We start from the raw sequence: 22,065 nt of genomic DNA, 5'->3' as shown, positions 1-22,065 counted from the left end.
TTTATTCCTCGGCTCCGGCGTGAGCGGCGTGTTCGCCCATATCCATGCCCTGGCTCATATCCATGCCTTTATGCATGTCATCGCCTTTCTGGTGCATGTTCATATCGCCCATAAACTTGCCAATAATTCCTTTAAACAGCTCCGGTTTAACACTGGAGAAATACTCAACCGGGCTATTTTCGCTCGGTTCAGCCAGTTTATTGAAATCGTCAGTGGTATTCAGGGTGTTCGGCGATTTTTTCACCTGTGCGACCCACTGGTTGAAGTCTTCCTGCGTTGGTGTTGCAATCGCAGTGAATTTCATACCAGAGAAGCCTTTACCGCTGAAGCTACTGGAAATACCGTTGTATTTACCGGCTTCGTTAGCAATCAGATGCAGCTTGGTTTGCATCCCGGCCATCGCATAAATCTGCCCGCCTAACTGAGGGATAAAGAACGAGTTCATTACTGAGTTAGAAGTGATTTTGAAATTCACCGGAACATCAGTAGGGAAGGCCAGTTCATTAACTGTAGCAATACCTTGCTCTGGATAGATAAATAGCCATTTCCAGTCAAGGGAAACCACTTCAATCGTGATCGGTTCTTTACCGGCCACTACGATAGGTTTGAACGGGTCAAGTTCGTGGGAGGTTTTCCACGTTATCGTCGCCAAAATAGCGATGATAATGATTGGAACAGCCCAGACAACAAGCTCAATTTTGTTGGAATGGGACCAGTTTGGGGTGTAGGTCGCACTTTTGTTGGACGCGCGGAACTTCCATGCAAAAGCAAACGCCATAAAAATAACCGGAACCACGACGATCAACATTAAACCGATAGCAGTAAGTATCAGTGTTTTTTGTTCGACTCCGATTGCGCCTTTGGGGTTCATCAATGCCATATCGCAACCACTGAGCATTACCGTGGCTGCAAATAAAGACAACATACCCATATTTTTAATGTATTTCTTAAGTCTCATCTAACGACCTCAATTACAAAAGGGCTCTATTGTCGTTTCATGTGTGCGGGCATTTTACGGGAAGGTTGCAAGACTGTAAACATGCTTAAGATTGTGTCAGCGGCTTGTTGACACTTTATGTTAAGGGGGTCACAGATGTTGCCTTGCGTGGTAATTTACTAATAGCAACAATATGTTGGCGGTGAGACATGGCTGCCAGACTGCGGATGTTAAGGAAAAACAACGGTAATTAGCCTTTTACTCATGGGAAATACTGATTTTAAATTCGTAAATAGGCTTATTTTGTGTAAATAATATGTGGTGCAAAAGTAAATTAAAATATATTCCGAGGTGATCTAAATAGCCACCTCGGAATCATTCAGCTAGAAATTATATTTAATAGAGTAAATGATAGCATCTTGTAAAAAGTCTTCGCCCAGTTTGTTATAAGCATAGCGGTACTGGATACCGGTGGTGAATTGCTTAACAGGTGTCCACCACAGTGAAATGGCACCGTTCACACCGTTACGGCCACCGTTACCCGCCGCATAGCGTTCTGCACGGTTGAATTCAAGCTCATTCCAGTTGGTAATACTGAATTTTTCATCAAACGCGGTGAAGTCATATCCTGCAACCCAACCCACCACATAACCGTTATTACCTGAATAATAGGTTTGATCAACATAATGTAATGCCACGAAAGGCTTCATCCACACGCCCGCTAGCGTTGCGTTATAGCCAACACCGTACAAGGTGTTAACTTCGTGGAAGTTACTGTAATCATTACCTTCAGCACTTGGTAGCGAGTATGTGCCATAGACGTGACCGTACAGGTTGAATCCGGTATCACCTAAATAGTAACGGCCAGTCGTTTTAAAGGTGTAGCGCTGATTATCACCGGGTTGTGCTGTTTTTGAATTAAATGGGTTTTCTAGATCAAAGAAGCCATAAACCTCCCCCCAGCTATAACCTGCACCCCCTTCTAACTCGATATAGGCGAAGTCATCTTTATGTGATGAATCCCCTGATTTATGCGTAGTGCTTCGGGTCCAGTCAAGATAGTTCATGCTGATATTACCAAAACCCCACTGGTATTCAGCTTGTGCAACTGGAGCCAAAGTGATTGCTGTCAGCGCGAGCGCACCGATAAGAATTTTACGCATAAATGCCTCTGTGTAGTTGAAAGATGTCAGGGGAAACAAAAGGACACAGTCCTTAACAAAAAGTGCGCTCATCATAGTCTTACAGCACGAAAGGATAAAGAGTCGAAAGTGACTTGGATCTCATTTTGTGAATAACAATATGCAACTGTTACTGAAATTTGTGACTTGTCTCAATGAATGGGTGGTGGAGGATTCAGGTGGCCTATTTTACGTGCATAAAAAAGGCCGGTATCAGTACCGGCCTGTGTCATCTAATACAGTTTATTAGGCTAATTTTTCGCGCCTGAGTGCCAGATAGTCTAATACTCCGCCCAGCAGCATCCCGACTACGCTGAGCTGAATACCGCGCAGTAACAACATATCAGCCACGTGCGGCGCGGCGGTCCAATCCAGTGCGTTACTTATCAGTAAAATTAGCCATGCAGCTAACAATATACAGCCAACGGTCAACAAGCGTAGTGCCCAGCGATAAGCGGTTTTAAAGGCGGTTCGAGGCATAAATTCATCAGTCTTCTGGGTGTGTTCCAGTGTTTGGCGACAGATATAGAGCAGTATTAGCCCTGGAATGGCTGCTGCGATTGAGAATAAATAGAAGAGAGGCCAGCCATGAGTCTCAACAAACCAGCCCGCAATAGGGCCAACATAAACACGCCCAACGGCTGATAGCGCTGATAGCAGAGCAAATTGTGTCGCAGAGAATGACTTATTGCATAGTGTCATCAGTAATGCGACAAACGCCGCAGTTCCCATACCACCGCACAGATTTTCCAGGAAGATGGCACTGCCCATGGAGAAGATATTCTTGTCAGTGATGGATAACAGCCAATAACCCACATTCGAGATAGCTTGTAAAATACCGAATATCATCAACGCACGGAACAAGCTGAGGCGCTGCATTAACAGACCGCCATACAATGCGCCAATAATGGTGGCAATCAGTCCTAATGTTTTATTCACTAACCCCACTTCACCGGCATCGAACCCAACACCACGGATCAGAAAGGTGGTACTCAAACTTGCGGCAAAGGCATCGCCCATTTTATACAGCACAATTAACAGCAGAATCAGCCAGGCATTGTTGCGGCCAAAGAAATCACGCAATGGGGCGACGATCGCCTGTTCCAACGTTTTTGGTGGCGCGATACGGATATCAGGTTCGGGGGCCAATAAGGTGGCAAATACCCCAATGAGCATTAACCCAGCCATCAGCCAATAAGTGGATTGCCAACCAAGATAGCGATCAGCTATCCACAGTGCCAGCCCACCTGAAACCAGCATTGCCAACCGATAACCTAATACTGAAACTGCCGCACCAGTGCCACGTTCTTCTGCGGTAAGTAAGTCGGTTTTGTAGGCATCAAAAACAATATCTTGCGATGCAGAACAGAAGGCCACTAACACGGCGATTGCCGCCAGCCACCATAAATGCTTAGCCGGCTCCATAAAGCCCATGACAACAATAGCGGCAATTAATAATAGTTGGCTTATCACCAACCAACCGCGCCGACGGCCAAGAAATGAGGGCGTATAGCGGTCCATCAAGGGGGACCAGAGGAACTTGAAAACGTAGGCCTGACCAACCAGAGAGAAGATACCAATGGTTCTCAGATCGACGTTTTCAACCGTCATCCATGCTTGCAGCGTACCACCGGTAAGGGCTAAGGGAAGCCCGGAAGCAAATCCCAACAATAAAAGAATCAGAGAATTACGTTGGGTAAAAAGGTTTGAATAACGATTGGGCATGTGAGACCTACATGCTCTGCCCCAAGGTTGGAGCAGAGCATTCTGTTAAGCAGTAATAATGATGTTAAGCGAACAACTGATTAGCGGGCATTTTGTTTAATAAAGCCGCTGACGCTGGTATCTTGCGCCATATCTGCAATAACGTCGCTCAACACAGTATTAACGGCATTAGTGATTTTTTCGTTAGTCGCAGTAAATGCGCCTTGAACGTTATAGCTGGCGCGGTAGTTTTTAACCTGTTTATTCCCATTTTTTGCGGTCGCAGTAATGGAGATATCCGCTTTAGTGGTGATGTTGTAGCGCAGGTTACCTTCTTGTACGTCTGCAAACAGTTGGTTTACTACAATTTGCAAATCAACTGGAGCATCGGTGCCAATCATATAGCCGCGAGCTGTCATCTGTTTTTCCAGCACTTCCTGCAACAGGAAACGCAGGTCACGGGATGGGGTTAATACCACCAGTTGACCATCACGATTTACTCTAGCCAGTGCCGCATCTTGCCGCTGATCTGCGCCATTGATACTGATAGTAATCCCCATCAGTGTTGGATCTTGTGGTGGCAATACCACCTTCGGTGTGACATTCAGAGTGTTGTTACTGGCAGCACAACCCGCCAGTATAAAAACAGCCAACAGCGGGAAAAGAATTTTCTTTAGCATGTTCACTTTCTCAATAGTTATGGAATTCTTTAATAATCAGAGCGGGATAGCTGCCATGTTATTTTGCGAATTTGCAGTCGCGCCATCATAGCACTGAGATTGGCTGGTGGAAGATCCCGATGCAGAGAAATTCAGCAAAAAAAGTGATTTTCCCCCCAGTGACCTTTCATTTTGCTTAAAGACCTTACAAGTAACCTTTTCCTCTGACTATCAGATTCGCCTTATACCCGAAAGGCGCAGAAGGGAGATATTCGGGATATTTTGTATCTGAAATGTTATAAAACAGCGGAAATCAACTAATATTGCAGTAGGTAGTGGGTTTGCAATAGATAGGTATTGGGTTTGGAATAGATAGGTAGTGGGCAGCTTTCTGCCTCAGCGGTAAGGAGAGCATGATGATTTTGATTCGGGAACAAATTGAAGAAAAACTAAAAGTGGCATTTGAACCGGATCATTTGGAGGTGATTAATGAAAGTTATCGCCACAATGTTCCAGCCGGTTCTGAAAGTCATTTTAAAATTGTGATCGTCAGCAATAAATTTCAAGATCAGCGCTTTCTGAGTCGCCACCGCGCGATTTATAGTGTGTTGGCTGATGAGCTGGCGGGCAGTGTTCATGCGCTTGCCTTGCACACTTATACGCTGAAAGAGTGGGCAGGTTTGCAAGACACCGTACCGAACTCACCACCTTGTCGCGGCGCAGGCACATTAGCTTAAGTGACAGAATTAATCCAAAACAGGCCGGATAACAGTAGTAATTCCGGCCTGATTTAGGGTATTAGTAAGTGAGAATTTAGCAAACGGCCCTTAGGCCGTTTGTGTTTCTGTGTAGGCGACACCTCTATTTACTTAGTGCGCCACAGGAGTTTTAGCCGAGGGAACGATTCACGCGTGAATTTTACCGCGACAACATTCGCTTGCTTTCCTCGACTCATAACCTGTGCGCCGCTATAATGTCGCGTCTTATTTTTCCGGAATGGTTTCGGGACGCTTCTGACATCTGGGATACTCGGTTCTGTATAATGCGGCCGTCCCGGTTCTTAGAGGGTGTTTTCAGAGTTGGCATCATTCCTGAAAGGGTAATGGTACTGCTTTGTTTGCAGCTTCTGGAGTTGACCGAGCACTGTGATTTTTTTGAGGTAACAAGATGCAAGTTTCTGTTGAAACCACTCAAGGCCTTGGCCGCCGTGTAACAATTACTGTTGCTGCTGACAGCATTGAGAAAGCAGTAAAAAGCGAATTAGTGAAAGCCGCTAAAAGTGTTCGTATCGACGGTTTCCGTAAAGGCCATGTGCCGATGAACATCGTTGAACAGCGTTACGGCGCATCTGTTCGCCAGGATGTTCTGGGTGACCTGATGCAACGTAATTTCGTTGATGCGATCATTAAGGAAAAAATCAACCCAGCCGGCGCACCAAACTATGTACCGGGTGAATACAAGCAGGGTGAAGATTTTACTTATTCCGTTGAGTTCGAAGTGTACCCAGAAGTTGAGCTGAAAGATCTGGAAAGCATTGAAGTAGAAAAGCCAGTTGTTGAAGTAAACGACGCTGACGTTGATACCATGCTGGAAACTCTGCGTAAGCAACAAGCAACCTGGAAAGACACTGATGCGGCAGCGACTGCTGAAGATCGCGCAACTCTGGATTTCACCGGCTCTATCGACGGTGAAGAGTTTGAAGGTGGTAAAGCGTCTGATTTCGTGCTGGCAATGGGCCAGGGTCGTATGATCCCAGGTTTCGAAGAAGGTGTTATCGGCCATAAAGCCGGTGAAGAATTCACCATCGACGTAAACTTCCCAGAAGATTACCATGCAGAAAACCTGAAAGGTAAATCAGCTAAATTCGACATCGTGTTGAAGAAAGTTGAAGTGCGTGAGCTGCCAGAACTGACCGAAGAATTCATCAAGCGTTTCGGCGTTGCTGATGGTTCTGTCGCGGGTCTGCGTGCTGAAGTGCGCAAAAACATGGAGCGTGAGCTGAAAGGCGCAGTACGTAACCGTGTTAAAACTCAGGCAATCGACGGTCTGGTTAGCGCGAACGCAATTGACGTTCCAGCGGCACTGGTTGAAGGTGAAATCGACGTTCTGCGCCGTCAGGCTGCACAGCGTTTCGGTGGTAACGAGAAACAAGCTGCTGAACTGCCACGTGAATTGTTCGAAGAACAAGCTAAGCGTCGCGTCGTTGTTGGTTTGTTGCTGGGTGAAGTTATCAGCCAGCACGAGCTGAAAGCGGACGAAGATCGTGTTAAAGCACTGATCGAAGAAATGGCATCTGCTTACGAAGATCCACAAGAAGTTGTTGAGTTCTACAGCAAAAACAAAGAGCTGATGAACAATATGCGTAACGTTGCTCTGGAAGAACAAGCAGTAGAAACGCTGCTGGCTAAAGCCAAAGTAACTGAAAAACCAACTACCTTCAGTGAACTGATGAATCAGACCACTGCTGCGTAATGTTTTTCGCACATCAAACGGGATGTCATCTTTCGCTGAAAGTGGGTGTTGCAGGAAGTAGCAAGTGAAGGGCAAATCGGTCGTGAACCGATTTGAACAGCATGTATGCTGACTCAACGGGTGGGCCTCAAGCATGGGGTCATTAATCCTGATGAGTTGACTCAGGTCAGTGATTCGGGTGAGAGCCTGTAGCTGGCCCCTGCAACGTCGAATACGAAGGGTATATCCGGTTTTTTGACTGATTAAGCCCGTAGCCTTTGGTTACGGGCTTTTCTTTTATAACAATAATCGTTCAATAGTATGATTAATCTGGCATGTTTCACTGTAATCTGCGCTATATTTGAAAAGTGAAATGCAATACTTAACAGATAAACAATCAATAGAGCGTCAGGATTACGGCAAAGATAATGAGCGGGTATGTCCGGTTAAAAAAAAGTACCTTGGGGCTTGAAAAAGACGACTAATCCCCCAATTAACCTAACAGACGTTCATATAAGATGTTGATGAAACACTGGCTGATTACCACCGTCGAATGTGTCTGGATAACCAGGCGGTTTGCACGCGACCTTGATGCATGAACATAGTCATCATTACTTATCTCAAGTAGAATCGGTTATGAATGGCGCCAAAGTAAATTCTATTAGGAGACGGTAATGTCATACAGTGGCGAACGAGATCAATTTGCACCTAACATGGCTCTGGTGCCAATGGTGGTTGAGCAGACTTCACGTGGGGAACGTTCTTACGATATCTTCTCCCGTCTGTTAAAAGAGCGCATTATTTTCCTGACCGGCCAGGTTGAAGACCATATGGCCAACCTGATTACGGCACAGATGCTATTCCTGGAAGCAGAAAATCCAGAAAAAGATATCTTTTTGTATATTAACTCTCCAGGTGGGGTGATCACTGCTGGGATGTCAATTTATGACACCATGCAATTCATTAAGCCTGATGTCAGTACTATCTGTATGGGCCAGGCATGCTCAATGGGTGCGTTCCTGTTGACTGCGGGTGCTAAGGGTAAACGTTTCTGCTTACCGAATTCGCGGGTAATGATTCACCAACCGTTGGGCGGTTTCCAGGGGCAGGCGACAGATATTGAAATTCATGCCAGAGAGATTTTAAAAGTAAAATCGCGCATGAATGAACTGATGGCTCTTCACACGGGAAAACCTCTTGAAGAAATAGAGAGAGACACTGAACGTGACCGTTTCTTGTCAGCCGAAGAGGCTGTAGGATACGGATTAGTTGATTCCGTGTTCACCCGTCGTGACTAGCGACTTATTTCTGTGAGCCGATATACTATAGTGTATGTAAATAGAACAAATCGTGTAATCGAACAGTTGCATTGCACATTGTTCACTAACTACCCGATATATCGGCTGTCCGCTGAAGATTAGCGTGGCGTCCAGCAATAGCGAGAATAGTCTCCCTGCTACCATAGTTTCGGGTGTGGCAGATACTGAAGAAGAGGTTTACTGATGACAGATAAGCGCAAAGACGGTTCTGGAAAGCTGCTGTATTGCTCTTTCTGCGGCAAAAGCCAGCATGAAGTGCGTAAGCTAATTGCCGGGCCGTCAGTGTATATCTGCGATGAATGTGTCGATTTGTGTAACGACATTATTCGCGAAGAGATCAAAGAAGTCGCCCCCCATAGGGAGCGCAGTTCGCTGCCTACGCCGCATGAAATCCGCCATCACCTGGATGATTATGTCATCGGGCAGGAACCGGCGAAAAAAGTGTTGGCCGTTGCGGTATACAATCACTACAAGCGTTTGCGCAATGGTGATACCAGTAATGGTATCGAACTGGGCAAAAGTAATATTCTGCTGATTGGCCCAACCGGTAGTGGTAAAACACTGTTGGCTGAGACATTGGCTCGCTTCCTGGATGTGCCATTTACCATGGCAGATGCTACCACGCTGACTGAAGCCGGTTATGTGGGTGAAGATGTTGAAAACATCATTCAGAAGCTTTTGCAGAAATGCGATTACGACGTGCAGAAAGCACAACGCGGTATCGTCTATATTGATGAAATTGATAAAATTTCACGTAAGTCTGATAACCCGTCGATCACGCGTGACGTCTCAGGTGAAGGTGTGCAGCAAGCCCTGCTGAAATTGATTGAAGGGACGATTGCTGCCGTGCCACCACAAGGTGGTCGTAAGCATCCGCAGCAGGAGTTTTTGCAGGTTGATACCTCTAAAATTCTGTTTATCTGCGGTGGTGCTTTTGCTGGCCTGGACAAAGTTATCGGGCAGCGCATTAACACCGGAACGGGTATCGGTTTCGGTGCCACGGTAAAAGGCAAGTCAGAAAAAGCAACCGAAGGTGAGTTGTTGAGTCAGGCTGAGCCAGAAGATTTAATTAAATTCGGTTTGATCCCTGAATTTATCGGTCGTTTACCTGTGGTTGCAACGCTGAGTGAATTGAGTGAAGACGCACTGATTCAGATCCTGAAAGAACCGAAAAACGCGCTGACTAAACAATATCAGGCGTTGTTCAATCTTGAAGGTGTGGAGCTTGAGTTCCGTGATGAAGCGTTGACTGCAATTGCCAAAAAAGCGATGGCACGTAAAACAGGTGCTCGTGGCCTGCGTTCTATCGTAGAGGGCGCATTGCTGGATACCATGTACGATTTACCGTCAATGGACAGTGTGGAAAAAGTGGTGGTAGATGAGTCAGTTATTGCTGGCCAATCTGCACCAATGCTGATTTATGGCCAACCGGAAGCCCAAGCTTCTGGCGAATAATTAGCCAAATAATCCAGATGGTTAGTATGACAATGGGGGATTTTATCCCCCATTTCTTTTTCCTCGCATTGTAATCGTTGAATGTAAGACATTCGTCCCCATATACTCAATAACCTATTTAGTGAAACTCGTGATGACTCGTGTTTCACGAGATTCCCAGTAATCTGGCGGAAGCTAAACTAAGAGAGAGCTCTATGAACCCTGAGCGTTCCGAACGCATAGAAATCCCCGTATTGCCTCTGCGCGATGTGGTGGTTTATCCGCATATGGTGATCCCACTGTTTGTTGGCCGGGAAAAGTCGATTCGGTGCCTGGAAGCTGCAATGGACCATGATAAAAAAATCATGCTGGTTGCGCAGAAAGAAGCCTCGACTGATGAGCCTGGTATCAACGATTTGTTTTCAGTAGGCACTGTAGCCTCGATTTTACAAATGCTGAAGTTGCCTGATGGCACAGTTAAAGTGCTGGTTGAAGGGCTACAGCGTGCGCGTATCACCACGCTTTCCGACAGCGGTGAGCATTTTGCTGCTCAGGCAGAATATCTTGAATCGCCAGTGATGGACGATCGTGAACAAGAAGTCTTGGTTCGCACGGCGATTAATCAGTTTGAAGGCTATATCAAACTGAATAAAAAGATCCCACCAGAAGTGCTGGCTTCACTGCACAGCATTGATGATGCAGCGCGTCTTGCGGATACTATCGCGGCACATATGCCGTTGAAATTAAATGATAAACAGGCTGTTCTGGAAATGTTCGATGTGACCGAACGTCTGGAATACCTGATGGCAATGATGGAGTCAGAAATCGATCTGTTACAGGTCGAAAAACGGATTCGCAATCGCGTCAAAAAACAGATGGAAAAGAGCCAGCGCGAGTACTATCTGAATGAGCAAATGAAGGCCATTCAGAAAGAACTGGGCGAGATGGACGATACGCCTGATGAACACGAAGCGCTGAAGCGTAAAATCGAAGCGGCCAAAATGCCGAAAGATGCACGCGAAAAAACCGAAGCCGAGCTGCAAAAACTGAAAATGATGTCACCGATGTCTGCGGAAGCAACCGTAGTACGTGGTTATATCGATTGGATGTTGCAGGTGCCTTGGAACAGCCGCAGTAAAGTTAAAAAAGACTTAGTAAAAGCGCAGGAAGTTCTGGATACCGATCACTACGGTTTGGAACGAGTTAAAGATCGTATTTTAGAATACCTCGCAGTACAGAGCCGCGTTAGCAAGATTAAAGGGCCAATCCTGTGCCTGGTTGGGCCTCCTGGGGTGGGTAAAACCTCTCTGGGCCAATCTATTGCTCGTGCTACTGGCCGCCAGTATGTCCGTATGGCGCTGGGTGGGGTACGTGATGAAGCGGAAATCCGTGGTCATCGCCGCACCTATATCGGTTCTATGCCGGGTAAATTGATCCAGAAGATGGCGAAAGTTGGGGTGAAGAACCCACTCTTCTTGTTGGATGAGATTGATAAGATGGCGTCCGATATGCGCGGTGATCCTGCGTCTGCACTGCTGGAGGTTTTGGACCCAGAACAAAACGTTGCATTCAACGATCACTATCTGGAAGTGGATTATGATCTGTCGGATGTCATGTTCGTTGCCACCTCTAACTCCATGAATATTCCAGCACCGTTGCTGGATCGTATGGAAGTTATTCGCCTGTCCGGTTATACCGAAGATGAGAAACTCAATATTGCCAAGCAGCATCTGTTGCCGAAACAGTTTGAGCGCAACGCCATTAAGAAAGGCGAACTGACCATCGATGACAGTGCCATTATGAGCATTATCCGTTATTACACCCGTGAAGCTGGGGTGCGTAGTCTGGAGCGTGAAATCTCCAAACTGTGCCGTAAAGCAGTAAAAAATCTGCTTATGGATAAAACGGTTAAGCACATTGAAATCAACGGTGACAACCTTAAAGACTTCTTGGGTGTGCAGAAGGTCGATTATGGCCGAGCTGATACTGAGAATCGCGTGGGTCAAGTGACCGGGCTGGCGTGGACTGAAGTGGGTGGCGATTTACTGACCATTGAGACGGCATGCGTTCCGGGCAAAGGCAAGCTGACTTACACCGGCTCGCTGGGTGAAGTGATGCAAGAATCAATTCAGGCAGCGTTGACTGTGGTGCGTGCGCGCGCAGATAAATTAGGTATTAATCCAGATTTCTACGAAAAACGCGATATCCATGTGCATGTGCCTGAAGGTGCGACGCCAAAAGATGGTCCGAGTGCAGGTATTGCTATGTGTACCGCGCTGGTTTCTTGTCTGACCGGTAACCCGGTGCGCGCAGATGTGGCGATGACCGGCGAAATCACCTTGCGTGGTTTAGTATTGCCAATCGGTGGTTTGAAAGAGAAATTGCTGGCAGCTCACCGTGGTGGGATCAAAATTGTGCTGATTCCAGAAGATAACAAACGTGATTTGGAAGAGATTCCAGACAATGTTATCGCTGATCTGGAGATTCATCCGGTTAAACTAATTGATGATGTTTTAGCCATCGCGTTGCAAAATCCAGCCTTCGGGGCACAGCCGGTAGCGTCAAAATAGTGACGGATCGCAAGAAGTATTGATAAAACTGATGCTGGTAAGTGAAATGCTACTTGCCAGCTATTTTTTGTGCCGCTAAGTTAGTTCGGCTGTCTGACAAAAGTTTCTGCCTTTGGGCTGCTTGCCAAGGTTGGACAGGATTGATATAACAGCTGCGCTGTCGTGTTGTCCGTAGGGATTTTCGGCGCGACGATAGAATTCTAAAGGGGATGAAAGAGTGAATAAGTCACAACTGATCGACAAAATTGCCGCAGGTGCAGATATTTCCAAAGCGGCCGCTGGGCGCGCGTTAGATGCAATTATTGCTTCTGTTACTGAATCTTTGAAAGAAGGGGATGACGTAGCTCTGGTTGGTTTTGGTACTTTTGCAGTACGTGAGCGTTCTGCACGTACTGGCCGTAACCCTCAGACAGGCAAAGAAATCAGTATTCCTGCGGCTAAAGTACCAGGCTTCCGTGCCGGTAAAGGCCTGAAAGACGCAGTAAACTGATTACCGCGTCAATTCTCATTGCGCTAAACCCAAAGAGATTGAAGTAGCAGTCAGGTTGTAAGCGAACGAATACCGATGAGTTTACTCAGGTAAGTGATTCGGGTTAGTGAGAGTAGCGAACACCTCTGCAACTTCAAGTACCAAGGGGATATATTGTTTGTGTTAAACAATAACCTGACGCAGTTGAGCTGGTAAGGTAAGATACAAGGCGCATCGTTAATGATGCGCTTTTTTTTCGCTTAGGCAGTTGAACTGACTGAGCGCTGAACGGGTGTAAAATGTTAGTCTGATGAGAGAATATCAGCGGCCCGTTTAGAGCAAAAATAGGCAGTAACCAATATTGGTTAGTAGCAAACAGAGTAAGCAGTTTAACGCGCAGCAGCACGAAGGGCTGTCGCAAGGAATGCTGGGTTTATTTAGACCTGCGCAACAGTTTTAATCCATATTACAGCGGAGTATTGTCACATTATGATGGACAATTTACGCGCGGCTGCTAATAACGTCGTGCTCAAAATCATTCTGGCCTTGATCATGTTGTCCTTTATCCTGACCGGGGTTGGCAGCTATCTGATTGGCGGTTCCAACGACTTTGCAGCCAAAGTTAATGGCCAAGAAATTAGTCGTGCTCAGTTAGAACAGGCTGTACAGAGTGAGCGTGGCCGCTTGCAGCAGCAATTAGGTGAACAATTCTCAGCACTGGCCGCAAATGAAGGCTATATGCTGCAATTACGTCAGCAGGTGTTGGGGCAGTTGGTCAACAACATGTTACTTGACCAGTACGCCAAAAAACTGGGCCTGACTGCCAGTGACGAACAAGTTAAAGATGCCATCCGTCAGGCACCTTATTTCCAGACTGATAATAAGTTTGATAACAACAAATATCTCGAACTGGTTAACCGGATGGGCTACACCCCTGACCAATTCGCGCAATTACAGCGTCAGCAACTCATTAATCAACAATTGCTGCAAGCATTCGGTGATACAGGCTTTGTTCTGCCTGTCGAAGCACAGGCGATGTCAGAGCTGATTTTGCAGCAGCGTGAAGTTCGCCTGGCGACCATTGACCTCAAAGCCCTTCAGGCACAGCAAAAAGTGACTGATGAAGAGCTGAAAGCGTACTACGACCAGAATAAAAATAGCTTCATTGCACCGGAACAGATGAAAGTCAGTTTCATCGTGATGGATGCTGCCGCGATGCAGGACAAAATCACGCTCACCGAGGAAGATATTGCTGCGTACTATGAACTGCATAAAAGCAGCTATACCCAGCCGGAACAACGTAACTACAGTGTGATTCAGTTCAAGACTGAAGCTGAAGCCAAAACAGCGTTGGATGAGTTGAAAAAAGGTGCCGATTTTGCCGCGATGGCAAAAGAGAAATCTACCGATATCATTTCCCGCAAAAATGGTGGTGAACTGGGTTGGTTGGAACCAGACACCACGGCTGATGAACTGAAACAAGCAAATCTGAACGAAAAAGGCCAACTGTCTGATGTGGTTAAATCCTCGGTAGGTTATTTGATTGTTCGCTTAAATGACATCAAACCTGCCCAGGTTAAACCTTTGTCTGAAGTGCATGATGCGCTGGCAAAACAAGTTAAGCAGGGAAAAGCCGTTGACGCTTATTACGCGTTACAGCAAAAGGTCAGTGAAGCGGCTACCAGTGATAACGAATCCCTGGCCTCCGCAGAAGAAGCCGCAGGCGCTAAAGCTAAGCAAACCGGTTGGTTTACTCGTGATGCCGTACCTGCCGAGGTTAACTTCAAACCAGTTGTACAGGCAATCTTTGATGGTGGCCTGGTCGGTGAGAATGGCGCACCGGGTAGCAATTCAGATGTAATCACAGTTGATGGTGACCGTGCTTTCGTTATCCGTATCGATGCTCATAAACCAGAAGGTATTCAGCCATTTGACCAAGTACGTGATCAGGTTGCTGAATTGGTGAAACGTCAGAAAGCAGAACAATTGGCACGTGTTGATGGTGAAAAGCTGCTGACTGCACTGAAGCAGGGCAAAGGCGAAGACGCAATGAAGGCTGCTGGTATCACTTTTGGTGAGAAGAAAGCGGTGTCGCGTGCACCAGATGACGATCAATTAGTCCAGACTATCTTTGCCTTGGCTCACCCGCAAAAAGAACAGCCAGTTTATGGCTTATCTCAGGATCGCCAGGACAACATCGTACTGATCGAACTGTTATCAGTCACTCCGGGTAAATTGCCGGAAGGCGAAATGAAGGTCTTTACCGCTAAAATGCTGGAAGGAGCTAGCGGTGTGACTTTTGATGCATTGATGGCGAACCTGCACAAACAGGCGACCATTAAGATGGGGCCGGCGGAGCAACAGCAGCCGCAATAACGCCCCATAATCGCAATTAGCCTCGCATACATCTGCAACTCGATGTAACAACGAAAGGTCGCTTTGGCGGCCTTTCGCATATCTGAAATCTGCCCTTTGCGATGAATCGGAGGTTGCGGCAAGGTAGCCATGCTGTCAAACACAAGGAGGATACAGCATGAAATTCATAGGAAAATTATTTGTTATAACAGCATTATTCGCAGGTCTGTCTATCCAGCAGATAGCCTTTGCGGCTCCAGGAAGCCCCACCAGTAACACTCAGGATAAAACCCTCAACTCCCGAAGTCATACCCCGATAAATAGTCAGGTAAAAGCAGGCTCTCCGCCAGCCAAAGTGGCAGAGAAGAATCAAGGGCAGGTGAGTACGGCGGCGGCAACCGCTGCTGGCACCCCAACAGGCAGCGCAAGCCAGATTAATATAAATAGTGCTACTGCTGAGCAGTTGGCGCAGTTCCTGAGCGGAATTGGCAGGAAGAAGGCAGAGGCCATCGTTAGTTATCGCGAGCAGTTCGGCCCTTTCACTGATACTGAACAGTTACTCGAAGTCCCAGGTATTGGCCCTTCATTCTTAGAGAGGAACAATACCAAGCTTAAAATGTAACTTTAGTTTGTGATGGATAAGCACTGTGGTCAGGCAGATATCTGTGGGTATTTGTCTGGCTATTTTTACCACAAACAATAACCATCTTTTCATAATGTAAGCCCCTACAGTAGTAGGAAACTGTGATTTCGCTCTAGATTACATAGCAAGCATACGATGAAGTAATTTTCCTCTGCTAATCTTGCTGTGAGGTCGTACCAGTTGTGTTGGTACCCTCTTGCCAACACCATTCGACTGCCGAAGGTACATAACTTTTATTCACTGTCTGGAGAAGCTCGCTGTCATGCATACTCATATTAAAGTCCGGGGTTTCCATATTGATGTTTTCCAACATGTTAATAATGCCCGCTACTTAGAGTTTCTCGAAGAAGCGCGTTGGGAATGGCTTGATGGGGAGCCAGCAGCACAATGGATGGCTGAAAACCAAATTGCTTTTATCGTAGTTAATATCAATATTAATTACCGTCGGCCTGCGGTATTGGGTGATTTGCTACGAATTGATAGCCAGTTATTAAAGCTAAACGGCAAAAGTGGTGTGATGAAACAGACTGTCAAGCTAGAGCCCGAATCCATTCTGGTGGCGGATGCGGAACTGACGTTTGCCTGTATAGATCTGCGTAGTCAGAGGGCATTGCCCATTGAGGGTGAACTGCGCGAAAAACTGGAAGAGTTTGTCAATCGAGGTATTACAGAATAGCCGGAACAGTTGCTGAGGAGGTATACCTCGTCAGTATTTTTGGTAAAACATCCAGTGGTAACGATATACCTCGCTCTGATGAGCGAGGCCATTATAAGAACGGGGCAATGAATCGATTATGGTAGCTATCGGAGTGAACAATAATCAAATTAGCCCGGTTTTTTGTTTCAAGCTTAATAACACTTTTGGTTTATTAGCAAGATAGAGCGCCAACCCTTTGGCTCGTAAATGGCAGGCAGCACATTGGCCACAACCATCGCCTTGAATCCCATTGTAGCAAGTTAGGGTGTCATGGCGAACACGCTCCAATTGCTGATAATAATCTGCCAGTGCCCAGGTTTCTGCTTTATCCAGCCACATTAAAGGGGTAACGAAAGCGATATCTCGGCCAATACCTAAGTCGATTGCATGATTAAGTGCCTTTACGAACTCATCGCGGCAATCAGGGTAGCCGGAGAAGTCGGTTTCACAAACACCGGTGATAACCGTCTGAGCTTGCACCTGATAAGCATAAATTGCGGCTAAGGTCAGGAATAGAATATTACGGCCGGGGACAAACGTACTGGGAACCGTATTGGCATCTTCTTCATCAAAAGAAGGAATAGGGATACTGTCTCTGGTCAGGCTGCTCACCGCTAACTCATTGAGCATGCCAACATCCAGCACTTTGTGCGCTTTAGCACCAAGCTGCGTGGCAAGGGCGCGAGCAACATCTATTTCTGCGCGGTGGCGCTGTCCGTAATCGAATGTAATGCAGTGGACTTCATCATATTGTTGTAATGCTTGAATTAAACAGGTAGTGGAGTCTTGTCCACCACTAAAGACAACGACGGCGCGTTTCATGCTGTGACCTCGTACGGCAGTGGGCGTTGAAAGAGCCAGCCCACAGCAAAATTAAGAACTGGCAGTATGTTACTCAGTTCACGGACGAAAGGGTAGTAACCTGCGTTTGGTTGTCAATTGGTCGCCGGTGGTAGCCATGCCTGATTGAAGTCAAACCAGCCGTATGCGGTTAGGGTAACACCTTTAATCCGTGGCGGGGCATTGACCTGATATTGATAATTGAATAACGGGAGAATCAGCCCTGTCAGCATCAGATCATTGTAATATTCCCGTAATTGGCGGAAACGTTCAGCAGCAAGTTCAGTTTGCTGAATTTGGATCAGTGTTTTTTGTTGCTGTTCCAATTGTTCTGGGGAAAGAATTCCTCGCCACAGCGGATCAAGTTGGAGCCAGCTTTCCATCGCAGCTTCAGGTGATTCCCCGACTAAATGGTCTGCTAATAATAAGTCTGCCTCTTCAATTTGATGAGTATCTTTCCACTGCTTATTGCGACTGGCGCGGATTTCTAATGTGCAACCATGGGTTGCCAATACTGTTTTTAGTTGTTCGGCAACGCTCTCAAGCTCCATCGGCGGTTGATAGGTCAGTATCAGATGGGCAGGCAATGGTGGATTTTCATCGGATGTAAACTGGGGGATAGGCCAGCCAGGCAGCATTTCATGGCTGGGGGTTATCACACCACGGCGAATTGACAGCTCTTCTAATATCCCGGAAGTTTGCACTAGCATCAGCAATTTGGCTATTTGCTGGGGAGTAAGATTATTGAGATGTCGATTAATAGCCAGATAGCAAAAACCGAGGCTCATACTGCGCTGAACGGGGCGGGCTAAAGGAAACTCATCCTCCTGTCCAATCGTGATACGTACCGGATGTTGGCAGCTCCCGTCGGCGGACTGCACGACAAGGCTTGGGGTTATCCAGTATTCGATGATTTCCAGATAAGGATGCTGCAAATGATAAAATTCGTGCTGCACCAGCCGAACCAGATGTGGGTTGAACGTCGCTAACTTAAATGGGCCTGCCCCCAGAAGCGGGGCGTCGGGGTGAAACAACTTGCAGGGTAAATCTGCCAGCCGATGTGCCAGCCAGTAATCAGGATGCAGCAGCGTAAATTGCAGGCATAAAGCATGGGGCAGGGTAATTGTGGTGATATTAGCAAAACTTGGTTGGTTGCGCGGATTTGCCCGCAACAGTGCCAGCGTTTGCAACAACTGTTCGCTGCGAATATGTTCCCCGTTATGCCAACGTAATTGGCTGCGCAAGAAGAATTGCCAGGTTAAACCATCATCGCTGACTTGCCAGTGATGAGCCAGATCCGGTTTTGGTAGTGGGTCCCCAGTGTTAAATCGGGTCAGGCCTGCGTGTAAAGTATAAATCAGATGCTGCTCTGCCCGGCCACTAACAGTCATCGGGTTTAACGGCTCAAGCTCCCGGTAATAAGGGATTCGCAGTATTGGGCTATCTGCCTGCCATTGCCCACCCATGTGAGGGTTTAGTAAGGCTTGAAGGCGTTCAGGTTCCAGTTGGGCGAGTGCGAGAGCGGCCTGATGGTCACCTTGCTCAAGGAATAATTGCAGGTAGGTTGCGCGCAGTGCATCAGGTTTTTTCAGGCATTGCAGTTGTGCTCGTTTTCCTCGGCCAACTTGTGAATGCCAACTGAGCCAGTCATTCGCTTGTAGCTGTTGAATCAGAGTGCGGGCATGTCGCTCACTGCAAAATAGTAGGCTTGCCAGTTCACTGACGGTGGTAGCCGCCGGTTGATCGCCGAACTTTTGGTACAAGCGCTGATATTGGGTTAGTCGGTGAATAATGCGCATAATTAAGATGTTATCCCATTAAGGCTATTTTATTGGCTATTTTATTGGCTATTTTAACTCTTGGACGAGCTCATCAAGTGCCTGTATTTTTAACGGACCTAGGGGACCGCACGGTTCATTCTCATGTGGCGATGAGTTACAACGTGATCCGGCACTCTCAGTGCAGTGCATGTTCAAACTGATAGCATCCATTACGCCTATTCGGGCTGTTTATAAATACGGAATAGTTTAATTTAATTGTTCACTATTAGTTCCGTAAATAGTACGTCATAATTTTATTCATACCACCAGTTTTACTCTCTCCGAGGTTTTAAATGTACCGTTTAGCCGCTTTTGATATGGATGGAACCTTACTGATGCGCGACCATAAAATTGGTGGTGCTACATTGAATGTGTTACATCAGTTAGTGGAAAACGGGATGATCCTAACCTTTGCTACTGGTCGACATTATCTTGATATGAAAGGGATTTTATCCCATTCGGGTATTAATGGTTATTTGATTACCGGCAATGGTACCCGTGTCTGTGATGTTGAGGGTGAAGCATTATACGGTATGGATTTGCCGGCAGAACTGGTGGAGTTTGTGTTACGAACCCCATGGCAGACTCGCGCCAGTATCCATATTTTCCGTGATGATGGCTGGTTTACTGATTGTAATGACCCTGCGCTGCTGACTGCGCATAAAACCAGTGGCTTCCAGTTTCAACTCACGGCACTGAGTGCATTGCCTCTAACCGGCAACCATAAAATTTGTTTTATTGCCTCACATCAGGAGTTAATCGAGCTTAAAACCCAGCTTGAGCAGCAAATGGGCGGCGAAGCCGATTTTTGTTTTTCAGCGGTTGATTGCCTTGAAGTGTTACCCCGTGGATGTAACAAAGGGGCGGCTTTAGAACGATTAAGCCATCGTCTCAATTTAACGCTGGCCGATTGCATGGCATTTGGTGATGCAATGAATGATAAAGAGATGCTATCGCGGGTTGGGCTTGGGTTAGTGATGGGAAATGCATTACCGCAATTGAAGCAAGAGTTACCCCAGTTACAGGTTATCGGGCGCTGTGAACAACAAGGCGTCGCTCACTATTTGCAACATTGGCTAAGTTCACCACACCTCACCTATTCCCCCGAATTCTGAGGTTTATCCCCTTGGTACTTGGAGTTGTAGCAGTGTTGACGGTGTTCCCTCACCTGAATCACTGATTGGCATCAGCTCAGTGCGATCACTCGCTTGCTGCCTAACTGCACCCTCTGATGACTTGAGGATAGCTATTAGCCAACCGGATAACCATCCGGTTTTTTTCTTCCAAAATTCGGTTTTCCTGTGTCATTCATGATGGGAAAACCGAATTTTATCAGATAATTACAGGTTATTTAGTTCATTACTAAATGGCGCTAAGTCACCAATATTATTGCTGACCCATTCGGTATTGTAATAGGTATCAAGATAGCGTTCGCCGCTGTCGCAGAGCAACGTCACAATCGCACCTGTTTTACCTTGCTCACGCATCTGTTTGGCTAATTGTAATGCGCCCCAGACGTTAGTGCCGGTTGATGCCCCAACTTTGCGCCCCAAAATACCCTCTAACCAATGAATCGTTGCAACACTGGCAGCATCGGGTACGCGCAACATACTGTCGATCACTTCTGGAATAAACGAAGGTTCAGCCCGTGGGCGGCCTATCCCTTCAATGCGACTGCCACAACTGCCGGTAACGGTACGGTCGCGGTTACAGAAGCAGTCATAAAATACCGAGTTCTCTGGGTCGACTACCATCAGTTGGGTATCATGCCCTTGGTAGCGGATATAGCGGCCTAAGGTCGCCGATGTGCCACCAGTACCAGCACTCATGACGATATAGTCAGGTACCGGGAAAGGCTCACGCGCCATTTGGCGGAAGATGCTATCAGCAATGTTGTTATTGCCGCGCCAGTCGGTTGCGCGCTCAGCATAAGTGAACTGATCCATATAGTGGCCATTCAGCTCACGAGCCAGTTGTTCTGATGCTGCATAAATTTGCCCTGCGCTTTCAACAAAATGGCAGCGGCCACCGTAGAATGTGATCTGTTCGACTTTCCGTCGGGCGGTGCAACTTGGCATAACTGCAATAAAGGGCAGGCCAATCAGGCGGGCAAAGTAGGCTTCGGACACTGCCGTGCTTCCTGAGGATGCCTCGATTATCGTTGTTCCTTCTGTAATCCAGCCATTACATAAGCCATAAAGAAACAGTGAACGGGCTAAACGGTGCTTTAGGCTACCGGTTGGATGGGTACTCTCATCTTTTAAATAGAGATAAATGCCGGGGAAAGCCGGCAGGTTGAGGCGGATCAGGTGAGTATCAGCGGAGCGTTGGAAGTCAGCTTCTATTTCACTGATAGCATTTTTTACCCAAGTGTTGGTCATTTCATGGCCTGCGATGTAGGTAGTAAACTAATGATGACTAGATTAACGGTTATTAAAGAAAAAAAACGTTGCCATTTTTCCTTCTTTATCGCCAAATGGTAGAAATTTATTCTATGGTTTATCGATATGTTAGATAAAACTGACCGTAAACTCCTCTGTATGTTGCAAGAAGACTGTACTCAATCACTGCAAGTACTGGCGGAAGCCGTCAATCTTACCTCCACACCTTGCTGGAAACGTTTAAAACGCCTTGAGGATGAAGGGTTTATTCGTGGCCGAGTGGCATTGCTGGATAGCGAAAAGTTAGGTTTGGGGCTTACGGCATTTGTACTGATTAAAACTCAGCAGCATAATAGTGACTGGTATCAGAAATTCGTTGAATTTACTAAGCAAATGCCTGAGGTATTGGCGTTCTATCGGATGGCGGGAGAATATGACTATCTGATGCAGGTTGAAGTTGCCGATATGAAAAGTTACGACAATTTTTACAAACGCATGGTTAATGGCGTTCCGGGGCTGATTGATGTGACATCGAGCTTTGCGATGGAAAAAATTAAATATACAACCATGTTACCTGTTCCTGAGTGAATACTTGGATTAAAAAC

The 22,065-nt window shown here is 46.7% G+C and carries 18 protein-coding genes; 11 read left to right on the top strand and 7 right to left on the bottom strand.

Going from position 1 to position 22,065, the window contains the following annotated elements:
* Window position 1 precedes the first annotated feature (1 nt).
* The 4 genes from cyoA to EL015_RS16015 all read right to left on the bottom strand — a co-directional run bounded on the left by cyoA (window position 2) and on the right by EL015_RS16015 (window position 4,502).
* Window positions 2–958 (bottom strand): cytochrome o ubiquinol oxidase subunit II, encoded by a 957-nt coding sequence (gene cyoA / locus EL015_RS16030; protein ID WP_032905595.1) that lies wholly within the window; start codon window positions 956–958, stop codon window positions 2–4.
* Window positions 959–1,320: 362 nt separating this feature from the next.
* Window positions 1,321–2,100 carry a nucleoside-specific channel-forming Tsx family protein gene (locus EL015_RS16025; protein WP_005182185.1) on the bottom strand — a complete coding sequence of 260 codons (780 nt, stop codon included), beginning with the start codon at window positions 2,098–2,100 and terminating at the stop codon, window positions 1,321–1,323.
* Between the two features lie 264 nt (window positions 2,101–2,364).
* A complete protein-coding gene (gene ampG, locus EL015_RS16020; protein WP_005182189.1) occupies window positions 2,365–3,843 on the bottom strand; it encodes a muropeptide MFS transporter AmpG in 1,479 nt (492 codons plus the stop codon).
* Window positions 3,844–3,923: 80 nt separating this feature from the next.
* Window positions 3,924–4,502 carry a lipoprotein gene (locus tag EL015_RS16015; RefSeq protein WP_032905597.1) on the bottom strand — a complete coding sequence of 193 codons (579 nt, stop codon included), beginning with the start codon at window positions 4,500–4,502 and terminating at the stop codon, window positions 3,924–3,926.
* Between the two features lie 395 nt (window positions 4,503–4,897).
* Between EL015_RS16015 and bolA the strand changes: the two genes are divergently transcribed.
* From bolA to EL015_RS15965, 9 genes are all read left to right on the top strand, one after another.
* On the top strand, window positions 4,898–5,218 hold the full coding sequence (gene bolA / locus EL015_RS16010; protein ID WP_072088782.1) for a transcriptional regulator BolA: 321 nt from the start codon (window positions 4,898–4,900) through the stop codon (window positions 5,216–5,218).
* Between the two features lie 430 nt (window positions 5,219–5,648).
* Window positions 5,649–6,953, top strand: a complete 1,305-nt coding sequence (gene tig / locus EL015_RS16000; protein WP_005182198.1) for a trigger factor — start codon at window positions 5,649–5,651, stop codon at window positions 6,951–6,953.
* 653 nt (window positions 6,954–7,606) lie between these two features.
* Window positions 7,607–8,230: an ATP-dependent Clp endopeptidase proteolytic subunit ClpP gene (gene clpP, locus EL015_RS15995; protein ID WP_032905598.1), complete on the top strand. Its 624-nt coding sequence runs from the start codon at window positions 7,607–7,609 to the stop codon at window positions 8,228–8,230.
* A gap of 204 nt (window positions 8,231–8,434) precedes the next feature.
* On the top strand, window positions 8,435–9,706 hold the full coding sequence (gene clpX, locus EL015_RS15990; protein ID WP_004703362.1) for an ATP-dependent protease ATP-binding subunit ClpX: 1,272 nt from the start codon (window positions 8,435–8,437) through the stop codon (window positions 9,704–9,706).
* A gap of 194 nt (window positions 9,707–9,900) precedes the next feature.
* Complete coding sequence (gene lon, locus EL015_RS15985) at window positions 9,901–12,255, top strand: endopeptidase La (RefSeq protein ID WP_005182204.1); 2,355 nt, start codon at window positions 9,901–9,903, stop codon at window positions 12,253–12,255.
* Window positions 12,256–12,472: 217 nt separating this feature from the next.
* Complete coding sequence (gene hupB, locus EL015_RS15980) at window positions 12,473–12,745, top strand: nucleoid-associated protein HU-beta (protein ID WP_004392663.1); 273 nt, start codon at window positions 12,473–12,475, stop codon at window positions 12,743–12,745.
* Between the two features lie 468 nt (window positions 12,746–13,213).
* Window positions 13,214–15,100: a peptidylprolyl isomerase gene (gene ppiD, locus EL015_RS15975; RefSeq protein WP_005182208.1), complete on the top strand. Its 1,887-nt coding sequence runs from the start codon at window positions 13,214–13,216 to the stop codon at window positions 15,098–15,100.
* 157 nt (window positions 15,101–15,257) lie between these two features.
* On the top strand, window positions 15,258–15,701 hold the full coding sequence (locus EL015_RS15970) for a ComEA family DNA-binding protein (RefSeq protein ID WP_005182211.1): 444 nt from the start codon (window positions 15,258–15,260) through the stop codon (window positions 15,699–15,701).
* Between the two features lie 283 nt (window positions 15,702–15,984).
* Complete coding sequence (locus EL015_RS15965; RefSeq protein WP_005182215.1) at window positions 15,985–16,398, top strand: acyl-CoA thioesterase; 414 nt, start codon at window positions 15,985–15,987, stop codon at window positions 16,396–16,398.
* A 144-nt stretch (window positions 16,399–16,542) separates the two neighbouring features.
* On the opposite strand, the gene queC is transcribed toward EL015_RS15965, so the two are convergent.
* Entirely contained in the window at window positions 16,543–17,241 is a 699-nt protein-coding gene (gene queC, locus EL015_RS15960) for a 7-cyano-7-deazaguanine synthase QueC (RefSeq protein WP_005182218.1), read from the bottom strand.
* 113 nt (window positions 17,242–17,354) lie between these two features.
* Entirely contained in the window at window positions 17,355–19,058 is a 1,704-nt protein-coding gene (locus tag EL015_RS15955; RefSeq protein WP_005182223.1) for an SgrR family transcriptional regulator, read from the bottom strand.
* A 314-nt stretch (window positions 19,059–19,372) separates the two neighbouring features.
* Between EL015_RS15955 and cof the strand changes: the two genes are divergently transcribed.
* Window positions 19,373–20,194 (top strand): HMP-PP phosphatase, encoded by an 822-nt coding sequence (cof, locus tag EL015_RS15950; protein ID WP_005182232.1) that lies wholly within the window; start codon window positions 19,373–19,375, stop codon window positions 20,192–20,194.
* A gap of 225 nt (window positions 20,195–20,419) precedes the next feature.
* Here cof and EL015_RS15945 read toward each other — a convergent pair whose 3' ends face one another.
* Window positions 20,420–21,460, bottom strand: a complete 1,041-nt coding sequence (locus tag EL015_RS15945) for a PLP-dependent cysteine synthase family protein (RefSeq protein ID WP_005182236.1) — start codon at window positions 21,458–21,460, stop codon at window positions 20,420–20,422.
* A gap of 126 nt (window positions 21,461–21,586) precedes the next feature.
* On the opposite strand from EL015_RS15945, the gene EL015_RS15940 reads away from it, so the two are divergent.
* Entirely contained in the window at window positions 21,587–22,048 is a 462-nt protein-coding gene (locus EL015_RS15940) for an Lrp/AsnC family transcriptional regulator (protein WP_005182239.1), read from the top strand.
* The last annotated feature ends 17 nt before the right edge of the window (window positions 22,049–22,065 follow it).

It is taken from the genome of Yersinia intermedia (assembly GCF_900635455.1).
GTDB lineage: Bacteria > Pseudomonadota > Gammaproteobacteria > Enterobacterales > Enterobacteriaceae > Yersinia > Yersinia intermedia.
The sequence above is the reverse complement of the archived record's forward strand: the minus strand, read 5'-3'. Positions and strand labels throughout refer to the sequence as shown.